Consider the following 12,478-nt stretch of genomic DNA (forward strand, 5'->3'; position numbering starts at 1 on the left):
GGCGGTGGCGATTGCAATGCGGTATTTCGACCGGATCGGTCAAGATCGTCCGAGATGGGCCTCTCCGCGTTCTTCAGCAAGGCGCATTTGGTGTTCGCGTTCGCGGAAACGGGCGCGATCGGCATCTGTAAATTCGGCGATGCAGCGATGGCAGGAAACGCCTTTTTCATAGTCAGTGTGCTGTTTGTCTTGGGCAGACACGGGGCGACGGCAGGCGTAGCAGCTTTCGTAATCGCCGACTTCCAGGCCGTGACGCAGGCTCACGCGGTTGTCGAACACAAAGCAATCGCCGTTCCAAAGCGAACCCTCTGCGGGCATGTCCTCTAGGTATTTCAGGATGCCGCCTTTGAGGTGGTAAACGTCTGAGACCCCTTCGGAAATCAGGAAATTGGTTGCCTTTTCGCAGCGGATGCCGCCGGTGCAGAACATCGCGACGCGCTTGTTGTGAAAGCGGGGGGCGTTTTCGCGCCACCAATCGGGAAATTCGCGGAAAGATTTGGTTTGCGGGTCGATTGCGCCCTCGAATGTGCCGATCTCGACCTCGTAATCGTTGCGGGTGTCGATCACCACCGTGTCGGGCGACGCGATGAGTTCGTTCCATTGCGCGGGGTCGACATAATGGCCGACGCGGGCGCGCGGATCGACATCGGCGATGCCCATCGTCACGATCTCACGCTTGAGCCGCACTTTCATTTTGCCAAAGGGCATCTTTGGCGCGCCGCTTTCTTTCCACTCAAGATCGGAGCAACCGGGCAGGGCGCGGATATGGGAGAGCATCGCGTCAATCCCTGCACGCGAACCCGCGATGGTGCCATTGATCCCCTCATGGGCCAGCAAAAGCGAGCCTTTGACGCCCTGCGCGCGTGCCAGATCGGCCAGCGGAGCCTGAAGCGCGGCGGGGTCGGGGAACTTGGTGAAATGATAAAGCGCTGCAACAGTAATCATGCACAGGGGCTTAGCGCCGCGAGGGGTATTCTGGCAAGGGCTGGATTGACCGCGCGGGCCTGCCGCCCTACCCATTGAGAAACCTTGGGAGAAACGCATGACCAAAGCCTTGATCGTGATTGATGTGCAAAACGACTTTTGCCCCGGTGGCAAACTGGCGGTGGAAGGCGGCGATGAGATCATCGCGCGGATCAATGCGTTGATGCCTGAATTCGAGGTGGTGGTGCTGACGCAGGACTGGCATCCGGCGGGGCATTCGTCTTTTGCCTCAAGCCATGAGGGGGCGGCGGCGTTTACCCAGATTCATATGGAGTATGGGTTGCAGACGCTGTGGCCCGATCATTGCGTGCAAGGCAGCAAGGGTGCAGAATTCCACGCGGATTTGGCGGTTGATCGCGCGCAAATGGTGATCCGCAAAGGGTTCCGCGCGGGCATCGACAGCTATTCAGCGTTCTTTGAGAATGACCACAAGACCACCACGGGGTTGGCAGGGTATCTGCGCGACCGGGGCGTCGAGGATGTGACCTTTGTCGGCCTTGCGACCGATTTCTGTGTGGCGTGGTCGGCGCTGGATGCGGCGAAACTGGGGTTCAAGGCAACGGTGCTGGAAGGCGCGTGCCGGGCGATTGATTTGGACGGATCACTGGCCAATGCGCGCGATGCGATGCGCGCGGCTGGCGTGACATTGGAGCAATAAGCATGGTCGATATCGCCACCCGCGTTTATAATCACAAATGGAAAATCGACCCGATCGTGCGCTCGCTGATCGATACGGATTTCTACAAGCTGTTGATGTGTCAGTCGATTTTCCGAAATCATCCCGATACGCAGGTCACGTTCTCGCTGATCAACCGCACGAAGTCGGTGCGTCTTGCCGAGCTGGTCGATGAGGGTGAGCTGCGCGAGCAGTTGGATTATGTGCGCTCGCTGACGCTGGCACGGGGCGAAAGCACATGGCTGCGCGGGAACACGTTTTACGGCAAGCGGCAGATGTTTCGGCCCGATTTCATGGAGTGGTTCGAGAACTTTCAACTGCCGCCCTACCATCTGGAAAAGCGCGACGGCCAGTATGAGCTGACCTTTGAGGGCAAATGGCACGAGGTCATGCTGTGGGAAATTCCCGCGCTGGCGATCCTGATGGAGCTGCGCGGGCGCGCCGTGCTGGACCGGATGGGGCGGTTTGAATTGCAGGTGCTTTACGCACGCGCGATGACGAAGGTTTGGGAAAAGATCGAGGCGTTGCGCGAGTTGCCCGGTCTCAAGATTGCGGATTTTGGCACGCGCAGGCGGCACTCGTTTCTGTGGCAGGATTGGTGCGTGCGCGCGATGCTGGAGGGCTTGGGCGATAGCGGCAAGGGGGGCGCGTTTACCGGCACGTCTAACTGCCTGATCGCGATGCGGCGCGATATTGAGGCGGTGGGCACCAACGCGCATGAGTTGCCGATGATCTACGCCGCACTGGCCGAGGATGACGCCGAGTTGGCGCTGTCGCCTTACAAGGTGCTGGCCGATTGGCATGAGGAACACGAGGGCAATCTGCGCATCATTTTGCCCGATACCTATGGCACTCAGGGGTTCCTTGATCACGCGCCGGATTGGTTGGCCGGATGGACGGGGATTCGGATTGATTCGGGCGATCCGGCGACGGCGGCCGAGGTGGCGATTGAGTGGTGGAAGGCGCGCGGCGAAGATCCACGCGACAAGTTGGTGATTTTCTCGGACGGGTTGAACGTCGACAAGATCCGCGAATTGCACGCGCAGTTCTCGGGTCGCGTGAAGGTCAGCTTTGGGTGGGGCACGTTGCTGACCAATGATTTCCGCGGGCTGGTGCCGGGTGATGAATTGGCGCCGTTTAGTCTTGTATGCAAGGCAGTTTCGGCCAATGGGCGCCCGACGGTCAAGCTGTCGGACAATCCCGAAAAGGCGATGGGCCCGCCCGATGAGATCGCACGCTACAAGCGTGTGTTCGGGGTCGGCGCGCAAGAGGCGATAGGTGTGATCGTTTAGGCGGTCAGCCAGTCCAGCACGACATAGATCAGGGCCGAAAGCCCGGCGCTCACTGGCACGGTGATGATCCATGCGGCGGCCACTGTCAGCATATGCGAGCGGCGCACCAGAAGGCGGCGTTTGCGTTCCTCAACCGGCACCGGCTTACCCTTGCGGATGCCAAGCTCGCGGGCGCGTTTTTCGGAATGCCATTCGCGATAAAAGCCCACGCCAAAGATGCCGCCGACCGCGATATGGGTCGAACTGACGGGAAGGCCCAGCCATGAGGCGACGATCACCGTGATCGCGGCGGACAGGGCGACGCAATAGGCGCGCATCGGGTTGAGCTTGGTGATTTCATTGCCCACCAGCCGGATCAGTTTCGGCCCGAAAAGCAACAGCCCGAACGAAATCCCCAACGCGCCTACGGCCATCACCCAGAACGGGATGCCGACCTGCGAGGCGACATCGCCTTGCTCAATGGTGTGCACGATGGCGGCGAGCGGACCGACCGCATTGGCGACATCATTGGCACCATGCGCAAAGCTCAGCAGCGCCGCCGAGACGATGAGCGGCAGTGAAAACAGCGATTTCAGGGATTTCTTGCGATTCTCCATGCCTTCGGATTGGCGGCGGATCAGCGGGATCGTGACGAGCCAACAGGCGATACCTGCTGCGATGCCGATCAGCACCGCTTGCAGCAGGCTGATATCGAACAGATGTTTCAGCCCCTTGAGCCCAAGATAGGCAGCGAATGCGCCTGCCATGATCCCGATCAGGATCGGCACCCATTTGCGCGCCGCGGCGATCTTGTCATCGACATAGACGACCTTAGTTTTGATGATCGCGAGGAAAAGCGCTGCGATGATCCCGCCCATCACCGGAGAGATCACCCAACTCGCCGCGATCATGCCCATCGTGCCCCAGTCAACCGCGCCAAAGCCTGCCGCCACGATGCCGGCGCCAACAACGCCGCCAACGATGGAATGGGTGGTTGAAACGGGCGCACCCAGCCATGTCGCAAGGTTGAGCCACAGCGCCGCAGCCAAAAGTGCGGCCATCATGGCCCAGACGAAATGCGCGGAATCCGGCAGCGCGTTTGGCGCGATGATGCCCTTGGCGACGGTGTTAACGACATCGCCGCCTGCGACCAGCGCGCCGAGGCTTTCAAATACCGCCGCCAGTACAAGCGCCAGCCCCAGCGTCATCGCCTTGGAACCCACAGCAGGCCCCATATTGTTGGCCACGTCATTGGCCCCGATATTGAGCGCCATATAGGCCCCGATCACCGCTGCTGCGACGACCACAAGATGCCCCGGTTGCCCGCCCATCAGCAGCGCCGCTGCCAGCCCTGCGAGCACGATAAAGGCCAGCGCCACGCCCGGTGCGATCAAGCCGCGCGAAACGGTATGCGCGCCTGCCTCAAGCCGACCGATCCGTTTGAGATCCTTATCCAGCGTTTTCCACTGATTGACGGGCGGCTTGTTGTCTTCGTCGCTCACGGTCAGATACCTGTCATGCTGGGGTCATATCCAGCGCCGGACCTATCGGTTTCGACCGATTCAGACAAGGGAAAGCCCGCGTTTAGCGGATCAGCCCGTGCAGAATGTCCTTCAAGCCGTCCTCACTGACACGTTTGGCGGCCTGATTGGGCGAAAACCACCGCCGTTTGCGCTGGTGATCTTCGGGGTAGCTCTTGGACATTTTCTCGATTTTAAGGTGGTAGACCAAGACATCGGTGGGCACGGCCAGACCGCCTTCAAGACGTTTGTCATAGTGAAAGCTGCCCAGCGGATCAGACGAAATGCGCCCCTTCACGCCAGCCTCTTCCCAAGCCTCTTGCCGTGCCGCGCCCGACAGCGAGCGACCCCGCATCGGCCAGCCCTTGGGAACCACCCACCGCCCGGAATCGCGCGAGGTGATCAGCAGCACCTGCACCTTGCCATCGCGCAAACGTGTGCAAAGCGCCGCCACCTGCAACGAGGCGGGGCGGCGTCCCAACAGGTCTTTGGCCACGCGTTTGGCCAGTTTCAGCGTTTGGGCTGCCACGGAGGGGGTCCATCAAGCATATGTTGTGCGAAATCGCATGCACGCTCTATATAGGCGATTTGTCGGGGGTCGTCACCTGCTGCGCGGCTCACGATCCAGCCACATGACGCAAAACCGCGCAATGCCACAAAAAGCGGCAGCAAGTTGGCCTGATCTTCGGAAAGCGCGCGCTGGGCGCGGTATCCTGACAGTAGTCCCGCTGCTTGTGCGCCCCAAAGCGGGTCACGCCAGCCTTGCACAAGCGCGGTTGCCAAATCGTAAAGCCGATAGCCCGGCCCGCAATCGTCGAAATCAATCAGCGCCAGCCCTAACGGTGTGGCCAGCACGTTTTCGCGCAGGATATCGGCATGGATCGGGCCGAAATCTTGCGCTGCGGTGATTTGGGTTTGCGCGAATTGGCGCGCGTCTTGCAGTAGCGCGGCCTGCGCAGCGGTCAGCGCGGGATGCTCCCAAAACCGACCCCATTGCGGTTGCTCGCCAAGCAGGCCGTCAGCATCCCAAGCGTGGCGGGTGAAATTCGTCGGTGGCGCTGCGTCGCTCGCGTTGTGGAGCTGGGCGATCAGCGCGCCCAAGGCTTCGGCTTGGGCGTTAACCTGTGCCGCATCCGGCCCAAGCGGTTGATCGCCCGCGCCAATCGGCACCCCGTCGAGCCATTCCACACAGGATGCCACGCGATCGCCCGCGCCCCCCGTCAAACGCCCGTTGACGGCGCGCACCGGGCGCGGCACGGCCAACCCTTGCGCACTAAGCGCCTCGCACCAGCGCAGCTCGGTTTCGATGCCTGCACGGCCCTGATAGCCGGGGCGATGCAGGCGCAGCGCGACGTGGCGGCCATCTTTTAGGTGCGCCTCAAAGACGATATTTTCACGGATATTCACAAGGCGCGGCGGGGAGGCGGTTTGCCCCCAAGCAAACAGCGCGGTTTGCGCCATCGCCATCGCTTTGCGTTCAGGCATCATGCGGGGATCTCGGCGAAACTGGCGCGGAGTTGGTCGATCAGGAAGTCGACCTCTTGGCGCGAAAAAACCAGTGGCGGGCGGATTTTCAGGATGTGCTGGGCGCGCCCCACACGCCCCATCAGAACATGACGGTTGCGCATCGCCTCGACGATTTGCCCGGCCTCAGCGCTGGCAGGTTGCCCGTCGCGCGCCAGTTCAATCGCGGCGAACAGGCCAAGGCCCCGCGTGTCGGCGATCAACGGATGTTCGATGCTGCGCAGCCCCTGCAACAGATAGGCCCCGATCTCGGCGGCGTTTTGTTGAAGCTCTTCGTCGTCGATCACCTGCAACACCGCCATTGCCGCAGCACATGACACCGGATTGCCGCCGAAGGTGTTGAAATAACCGAACGCCTCGCGAAAGGCGGCCATCACATCGGCGCGCGCGACCACGCCAGCCACCGGATGCCCGTTGCCCATCGGCTTGCCCAAAGTGACCACATCGGGGGCGAAGCCCAGCCAGTCATGGCCCCAGAAATGACTGCCGATACGTCCGAAACCGGGCTGCACCTCATCCGCGATGATCAAGCCGCCGGCTTGCCGGATGATTTCGACGGTCGGATTGAGGAAACCGGGGGTGACGCCGGGCATCCCTTCATTGGCGAAGATCGGACAGAGCATGAACCCCGCGAATCCATGCCCCGAGGTCTCTAGTTCAGCGATGGCTTGCGCGACATTTGCGGCGAAGGCTCGCGGTTGTGCGTCCAGCGAGCCACCTAGCGGCGCAAGGCTGTCAGGCGCAGGCACGCGGCGGATATGATCGGGCCAGCCTCCGATTGGTGGGCGTCGGGTGGAGAGATGCGCGACCGCCGTGGTGTTGCCGTGATAGGTGTTGTCGGTGGCGATGAAACCACGCTTGCCCGTCACCGCCTGAGCCATGCGCAGGGCCACGTCATTGGCCTCGGACCCGGTGCAGGTCATCAGCAGTTGGTTGAGCCCGTGGTCAAGCCGCGCCACGAGCGCCTCGCCGTAATCGAGAATCCCCTCATGCAGGTAGCGCGTGTGGGTGTTGAGCGTCGCGGCCTGATCGGCAATCGCACGCACCACGCGCGGGTGGCAATGCCCGACATGAGCGACGTTGTTATAAGCGTCGAGATAGCGCTGGTCCTGCGCGTCCCACAGATATGCACCCGCGCCGCGCGTGATATGCACCGGTTGCTCGTAGAAGGTCGGCACGTTGGGGCCAAGAAGGCGCGCGCGCCGCGCCATCAACTCATTCTCCATCGTCAACCTTTCCGCGCATCGCCTTGACCTCGCCACGGATCGTCTTTGCCTTGAGCCGACGACGTTGGCTGCCCTTCGTCGGTTTGGTCGCGATCCGGCGTTTGGGGCGCTCGCAAGCCTTACGGATCATCTCGGCCAGCCGCTCACGCGCGATCTCGCGGTTGCGCGCCTGAGACCGCGTGTCTTGCACCTGCAACAGCAGCGCGCCCTCCAGCGTCCATTTGCGCCCGGCCTGTCGTTTCAAACGGGCCTTCACGGCAGGTGGAAGATTAGGCGACCGCTCGGCTTCGAATCGCAATTCGACAGCAGTCGAGACCTTATTCACATTCTGACCACCCGGCCCTTGGGCGCGGGTGAAGCTCTCGACGAGTTCCCAGTCTTCGATGGTGATTTGATCGTTTATACGCAACATGACGCCAAGCTAGCGCGTGGCGGGGAAAACGAAACCCCTTGGGCTTCCTCTTGATCGAAATATCCCGGGGGGCGCGCTAGCGCGGGGGCAGCGCCCCCTGCTTGACTACAATTTATCGCCCTCCGGCGATGGGGGCAGCGCACCTTCCTCGGCTTGCAAACGCGTACCGTCATGCCCGGAGATCCGCACGCGCATCAATGTGCCCTCTGCCTGATCACTGCCGAAAGCCACCTCGGCGAAGTCTTCGGTGCGGGCCATGCGCGGGCCTTCGGTCAGCACGACATGCTCGCGCCCGATTTGCGCGTCCAGATGGGTCGTTAGCGCGGCCTGACCTTTGGCACGCAGGCGCGCCGCACGCTCTTTGATCGCAGGGCCTTTGACGGCGGGCATCCGCGCGGCTGGGGTGCCTTGGCGGGCGGAATAGGGAAAGACATGCAGGAAGGTCAGCCCGCAGTCATCCACCAGCTTCAGCGAGTTCTGAAACATCGCCTCATCCTCGGTCGGGAAGCCTGCGATGATATCGGCGCCGAACACGATGCCGGGGCGTAGTTTGCGAGCCTCTTCGCAAAAGGCAATCGCATCGTCGCGCAGGTGGCGGCGTTTCATCCGCTTGAGAATCATATCATCGCCATGTTGCAAGGATAGGTGCAGATGCGGCATCAGCCGGGGCTCGGTGGCGATGGCCAACATCAGGTTTTCATCGGCCTCAATCGAATCAATCGAGCTGATCCGCAGCCGCGCCAGGTCGGGCACCAGCCGCAGGATGCGCATGACCAGATCGCCCAAGCGCGGCTCGCCCGGCAGGTCGGCGCCCCAAGAGGTCAGATCGACCCCGGTCAGCACCACCTCGTTAAAGCCGCGATCCACGAGGCGCTTGATCTGCTCGACCACGACACCCGCAGGCACCGAGCGCGAATTGCCCCGCCCAAAGGGGATGATACAAAACGTGCAGCGGTGATCGCAGCCGTTTTGCACCTGAACATAGGCGCGATGGCGGCCAAACCCGTCGATCAGATGGCCTGCGGTTTCGCGCACGGACATGATGTCATCAACCATCACGCGCTCGGTCTCGCCGATGAAATCGGGGCCTCTCGGGGCCAGCTGAGCCCAGGTGTCGGCCTGCATCTTCTCGTGATTGCCGATGACGCGCGTGACTTCGGCCATAGCGGCGAAGGTTTCGGGTTCAGTCTGCGCGGCGCAGCCCGTCACAATCACCGGCACATCGGGGTTTTCCCGCGCCAGCCGACGGATTTCCTGTTTTGCTTTGCGCACCGCCTCGGCGGTGACGGCGCAGGTGTTAACCACGACCGCGCCTTCAAGGCCCGCCTGCGCGGCCAGCTCTTTCATCGCCTCGGTCTCATAGGCGTTGAGCCGACAGCCGAGCGTCGAGAAAACCGGCGGCTTCATAGCGTGGCCAGAAAGTCGGGGGTGAGGGTCGCGTCAAAGACATGCGCGACCGGTCCGGTCATCCAGACGCCATCCTCGCGCCAGTCGATTTCCAATTGTCCACCATCGACATCGACCAAAACGTGCTTGCCCGTCAGCCCGCGCAGGTTCGCGGCGACGGCGGTGGCGCAGGTGCCTGATCCGCAGGCTAGGGTGATTCCCGCGCCGCGCTCCCAGACGCGCATGCGCAGGTGGTCGGGGCCAATCAGCGCGGCAAATTCGACATTGGTGCGCTCGGGGAACATCGGGTCGTGTTCAATTACGGGGCCAAGGCCGGCAACATCGACCGTCTCGGCATCCGCGACGAAGAAAATGCAATGCGGATTGCCCATGCCCACCGCGATCGGATCTCCGTCAAGCGGCAGATGCGCCGGATCGGCCGAGGCCGCGAGGGGAATCAGCGTCGCCTCAAGAATCGGCGCGCCCATATTCACCGAGACCAGCCCATCCGTACGTCGCAGCGCCGCAAGCTGGCCCCGTTCTGTCGTCAGCGTGACCTGATCGCGCCCCAGCTGGCGCATCATGTAATCACTGACGCAGCGGGTGGCATTGCCACACGCACCCGCGCGGGACCCGTCCGAGTTCCAGAAATCCAGCGTAAAATCCGTGCCTTGCCCGGGGCGGATCACCGCCAGCTGGTCAAATCCCACACCGCGATGACGATCCCCCAAGGCGCGCGCCAGCGCAGGCGTGACCGGATCGGCCCCCTCGCGGGCGTCGATCACGACGAAGTCATTGCCAAGCCCGTGCATTTTCATGAAAGGCAGATCAGCGGTGTTTTGCGTGTTGTTCATGGCGCGCGATATACGCCCGCGCCAAGGTTTTTTCCAGACATGCAATTTTTGCGAGTTTTTGGCCTTGACCCCCATGGCCGGGGTTTATAGAGAAACGCCCTGTGATGGGCCGTTAGCTCAGTTGGTAGAGCAACTGACTTTTAATCAGTAGGTCGTTGGTTCGAACCCAACACGGCTCACCATCACACCCCTTGTTTTCCAAGGGTTGCGCGATGTCTGGCTATCGACGCCAACCGCGCCCGCCGTTCCCGAAAGCAATACAGAAGCAAATGTGCGCCAATTCTAGCGTCGCGGTTTGCAGTGCGGGGTAGCGCTTGGGGACGAACGATTCGTCTCTGGCAGTAACTCTTGGCAATCGCCGTAAAGTTCTATGGTTTCAGAGATGTATTTGCCGCGTCATTCGCCTTGAGCTTACGATTATGGAGCTCCCGTTTGACAGTGCATTCAACGTCAGAGGAGAGCGGATATCGGTTTTACTTGCGGCTTGGCCTTTCACCCGATGATCTGATTGAGGCTGCAAACACCCCTTGCAACGGCGAATAAGGAAGCATCGTTGATGGGTAAGCCTTCACTATAGGAGGGTTCACGGTTGAACCCATCCTACAGACCCGAAACCCTGACCCTAAAACTCGGCCACGAGGTCATGCAAACCCTCGGGGATCATGGGCCAGTCTGGCGCGATCTCCTCAGAAATCGCATGTCGTGCCGTGCTCAACATGGCTGAAATCCACTGTTGCGCACTACGGAAGGTTTCCATCTGCTCGGTGGTCAGTGCGCCGATGATTGCGGCGCTTTGAATGTTGGCCATCGTGTTTGCATCGAGAATTGCCGCGATACGTGTCGCGCAGGCGTCCTTGATCGCACGTGCGCGCATCGCCTTAGCTTCGGTCGCCTTTGCGTCAGCCGTCACCAGCTTGCTCATATCCATTTCAATGCTCATGCGGTGATCTCCTCAAGCTGATAAGGTGGCAGCATGATCGGCCCGTCTTGGATGACGGTGATCGGCTGCGGAAAGCGGGTTTCATCGGGCGCATTCGCCCCGCATGGCAGCGCAATGGTCAAGCTCAACTCGCCATCATTGCGGCTGATCGGCCCGACGATCCAGTCAGACGCCACTGCCTCAGCAGGCAGGCTTGCGCCGTCGGGAATGGCCGATAGATCAAGCGTTTCGCCGTTGAACATCAGCGTTTCGCCTGCGCAGGACAGTGTCAAAGGCGTGTCCGCGCGGCGGGGGGATAAAGCGAGTTTCATGGCGATCTCCTTAATACCAGCGGCCAATTGCATATAAATCTAGCGAAAAGGTTCCGCTTTGCGGAATGGGGTTGCGAACATTCCAGGAGTCCACGTTTCTCCCGTAAGCGTTTGTTTTCCCGCCATACCATGCTGTTGCGGCAGCTGAGCTGAACTCTCGAATGGACGCAGAGCCGAACGGAGGTAACGCGAAAATTGCGGGCATTGGATACGTCACGTTCAGTCCTGGCCCAAAATCATGGTCAATCGTGGCGGTGCAAATTTGAGTGCCATCGGCAAAGCGAACATATTTTCCGTTCGCGTTTGATCCCCGTTCAAGCACGGCGCCCGTCGGGATGCCGCTTGATTGAGCCACCGTGCCGACGACATTTGATTGATCGTAAATCTGCGCCCATGCGCCCCACGTGCCCGCGGTGCAAGTTCGATGCCATCGCCCATCTGCGCCACTCGTTTTCCAGACGATTTGTTGCAGCGTGCCATTGCCAAACTGCTGGACATCGACTTGGCCATAGGTCGCCGCGAAGGGAAGGGAGGCTACATTGACGCTCGACGGAGAGAAATTCCAACGACCGGCTGGCGTATCGAGTGCATCAATATCTGTAATTTCCGGACTATACCCAACGTCCGTCTGGCCCAATCCAAAGGCGCCTACGGTCATCAGCCGCCCTACCGTCGCATCGGCTGCGTCGCTCTGCACTGCAGCCCCGCTAAGCTGACCGTTCTGTGCGTCGACCCGCAATGCCTCGGTCCAAGCGCTTCCATCGTCGGATACCTTGATGTGAAAGTCGTTATCGCCCGACAGGCCCATCTCTGCATGGCCCGCCCAGTCGCTTTGATACAAAAGCGAGGCCGTGTCGGTGTCGCTCGCCTTGTTAAGCTTGAGCTGATGGCCTGCCCCGGCATGGGTAAACAGCGATGCCTCGGATGCCACCGCAAGCCGGTTGGTCGCATCCCAATCGGTGCCAATCCCCAGCCCATCCAGGCTTTGCAGCGTCGTGGCAATTTCCTGCCATTCTCCGTCCACGAAGATACACTGAATCGCGGTGTTCAAATCCCAAGCATACCAGCCCTCTTGGGGTGCAATGAAAAGCCACTCAAAGCCGGTCCATTGCGCCAGCATCCCGCCTTTTCCCGCCCAATCACCCTGCGGCACGGCAGCCAAGGCATGAACCGGCCCGGCCTCGGGCACGGCTGGCGGGATCGTCGCCCCCCGCGCCACCAGCACCAATTGGGTCAAAACATCGAGCCGCCGAAGCGCCTCGTTATAGGTGACGTGTTTCTGCGCCTGACTAGGCAGCATATAAGGCAGATCGAGACGTACGGAACTGTCCGACATGAGAGTTGGCCTCTTGCACTGTTAACAATTCAGCACTT

At 61.0% G+C, this 12,478-nt stretch carries 13 protein-coding genes and 1 tRNA gene; 3 read left to right on the forward strand and 11 right to left on the reverse strand.

All coding sequences use genetic code 11. The features are described from left to right. Window positions 1-39: 39 nt before the first annotated feature. Window positions 40-945: an oxygen-dependent tRNA uridine(34) hydroxylase TrhO gene (trhO, locus tag DT23_RS02355; protein ID WP_038127860.1), complete on the reverse strand. Its 906-nt coding sequence runs from the start codon at window positions 943-945 to the stop codon at window positions 40-42. Window positions 946-1,042: 97 nt separating this feature from the next. Between trhO and pncA the strand changes: the two genes are divergently transcribed. Together pncA and pncB are read left to right on the forward strand one after the other, a co-directional pair. Next, window positions 1,043-1,642: a bifunctional nicotinamidase/pyrazinamidase gene (gene pncA, locus DT23_RS02360; RefSeq protein WP_038127862.1), complete on the forward strand. Its 600-nt coding sequence runs from the start codon at window positions 1,043-1,045 to the stop codon at window positions 1,640-1,642. A gap of 2 nt (window positions 1,643-1,644) precedes the next feature. Next, window positions 1,645-2,952, forward strand: coding sequence for a nicotinate phosphoribosyltransferase (pncB, locus tag DT23_RS02365; protein WP_038127865.1), 1,308 nt, complete (start codon window positions 1,645-1,647; stop codon window positions 2,950-2,952). Here the strand turns inward: pncB and DT23_RS02370 are convergent. The 7 genes from DT23_RS02370 to dapF form a co-directional block, all read right to left on the reverse strand. Continuing rightward, the gene (locus tag DT23_RS02370; RefSeq protein WP_038127867.1) at window positions 2,949-4,433 is read right to left on the reverse strand and encodes an inorganic phosphate transporter; all 1,485 of its coding nucleotides are present in this window, start codon (window positions 4,431-4,433) and stop codon (window positions 2,949-2,951) included. The genes pncB and DT23_RS02370 overlap by 4 nt on opposite strands. A gap of 82 nt (window positions 4,434-4,515) precedes the next feature. Then, on the reverse strand, window positions 4,516-4,980 hold the full coding sequence (locus DT23_RS02375) for an NUDIX hydrolase (RefSeq protein ID WP_240473525.1): 465 nt from the start codon (window positions 4,978-4,980) through the stop codon (window positions 4,516-4,518). Further along, complete coding sequence (locus tag DT23_RS02380; RefSeq protein WP_038127869.1) at window positions 4,962-5,939, reverse strand: phosphotransferase enzyme family protein; 978 nt, start codon at window positions 5,937-5,939, stop codon at window positions 4,962-4,964. Before DT23_RS02380 ends, DT23_RS02375 begins: the two co-directional genes overlap by 19 nt. Next, a complete protein-coding gene (locus tag DT23_RS02385; RefSeq protein WP_038127870.1) occupies window positions 5,936-7,201 on the reverse strand; it encodes an aspartate aminotransferase family protein in 1,266 nt (421 codons plus the stop codon). Before DT23_RS02385 ends, DT23_RS02380 begins: the two co-directional genes overlap by 4 nt. After that, complete coding sequence (gene arfB / locus DT23_RS02390; RefSeq protein WP_038127873.1) at window positions 7,191-7,613, reverse strand: alternative ribosome rescue aminoacyl-tRNA hydrolase ArfB; 423 nt, start codon at window positions 7,611-7,613, stop codon at window positions 7,191-7,193. Before arfB ends, DT23_RS02385 begins: the two co-directional genes overlap by 11 nt. A gap of 105 nt (window positions 7,614-7,718) precedes the next feature. Continuing rightward, window positions 7,719-9,020 (reverse strand): tRNA (N(6)-L-threonylcarbamoyladenosine(37)-C(2))-methylthiotransferase MtaB, encoded by a 1,302-nt coding sequence (mtaB, locus tag DT23_RS02395; protein ID WP_038127875.1) that lies wholly within the window; start codon window positions 9,018-9,020, stop codon window positions 7,719-7,721. After that, window positions 9,017-9,853 (reverse strand): diaminopimelate epimerase, encoded by an 837-nt coding sequence (gene dapF, locus DT23_RS02400; RefSeq protein ID WP_038128003.1) that lies wholly within the window; start codon window positions 9,851-9,853, stop codon window positions 9,017-9,019. The genes mtaB and dapF overlap by 4 nt, the downstream gene beginning before the upstream one ends. A 106-nt stretch (window positions 9,854-9,959) precedes the next feature. On the opposite strand from dapF, the gene DT23_RS02405 reads away from it, so the two are divergent. Then, a tRNA-Lys gene (locus tag DT23_RS02405) sits at window positions 9,960-10,035 on the forward strand. 440 nt (window positions 10,036-10,475) lie between these two features. Here the strand turns inward: DT23_RS02405 and DT23_RS02410 are convergent. Genes DT23_RS02410 through DT23_RS02420 form a run of 3 tightly spaced genes read right to left on the reverse strand, consistent with a single transcriptional unit; the run spans window position 10,476 to window position 12,440 of the window. Further along, window positions 10,476-10,793 (reverse strand): hypothetical protein, encoded by a 318-nt coding sequence (locus tag DT23_RS02410; protein ID WP_038127877.1) that lies wholly within the window; start codon window positions 10,791-10,793, stop codon window positions 10,476-10,478. Further along, complete coding sequence (locus DT23_RS02415) at window positions 10,790-11,104, reverse strand: hypothetical protein (RefSeq protein WP_038127879.1); 315 nt, start codon at window positions 11,102-11,104, stop codon at window positions 10,790-10,792. Before DT23_RS02415 ends, DT23_RS02410 begins: the two co-directional genes overlap by 4 nt. 10 nt (window positions 11,105-11,114) lie before the next feature. Next, the gene (locus tag DT23_RS02420; protein WP_051696991.1) at window positions 11,115-12,440 is read right to left on the reverse strand and encodes a DUF2793 domain-containing protein; all 1,326 of its coding nucleotides are present in this window, start codon (window positions 12,438-12,440) and stop codon (window positions 11,115-11,117) included. Window positions 12,441-12,478 lie beyond the last annotated feature (38 nt).

It is taken from the genome of Thioclava indica (genome assembly GCF_000714545.1).
In the GTDB taxonomy this organism is placed as follows: domain Bacteria; phylum Pseudomonadota; class Alphaproteobacteria; order Rhodobacterales; family Rhodobacteraceae; genus Thioclava; species Thioclava indica.

Bases quoted from the DNA above. Each gene is read 5' to 3' on its own strand.
- pncA (WP_038127862.1), top strand. From the start codon at position 1,043: ATGACCAAAGCCTTGATCGTGATTGATGTGCAAAACGACTTTTGCCCC.
- dapF (WP_038128003.1), bottom strand. From the start codon at position 9,853: ATGAACAACACGCAAAACACCGCTGATCTGCCTTTCATGAAAATGCAC.
- DT23_RS02380 (WP_038127869.1), bottom strand. From the start codon at position 5,939: ATGATGCCTGAACGCAAAGCGATGGCGATGGCGCAAACCGCGCTGTTT.
- trhO (WP_038127860.1), bottom strand. From the start codon at position 945: ATGATTACTGTTGCAGCGCTTTATCATTTCACCAAGTTCCCCGACCCC.
- pncB (WP_038127865.1), top strand. From the start codon at position 1,645: ATGGTCGATATCGCCACCCGCGTTTATAATCACAAATGGAAAATCGAC.
- DT23_RS02415 (WP_038127879.1), bottom strand. From the start codon at position 11,104: ATGAAACTCGCTTTATCCCCCCGCCGCGCGGACACGCCTTTGACACTG.
- DT23_RS02385 (WP_038127870.1), bottom strand. From the start codon at position 7,201: ATGGAGAATGAGTTGATGGCGCGGCGCGCGCGCCTTCTTGGCCCCAAC.
- DT23_RS02410 (WP_038127877.1), bottom strand. From the start codon at position 10,793: ATGAGCATTGAAATGGATATGAGCAAGCTGGTGACGGCTGACGCAAAG.
- mtaB (WP_038127875.1), bottom strand. From the start codon at position 9,020: ATGAAGCCGCCGGTTTTCTCGACGCTCGGCTGTCGGCTCAACGCCTAT.
- DT23_RS02420 (WP_051696991.1), bottom strand. From the start codon at position 12,440: ATGTCGGACAGTTCCGTACGTCTCGATCTGCCTTATATGCTGCCTAGT.
- arfB (WP_038127873.1), bottom strand. From the start codon at position 7,613: ATGTTGCGTATAAACGATCAAATCACCATCGAAGACTGGGAACTCGTC.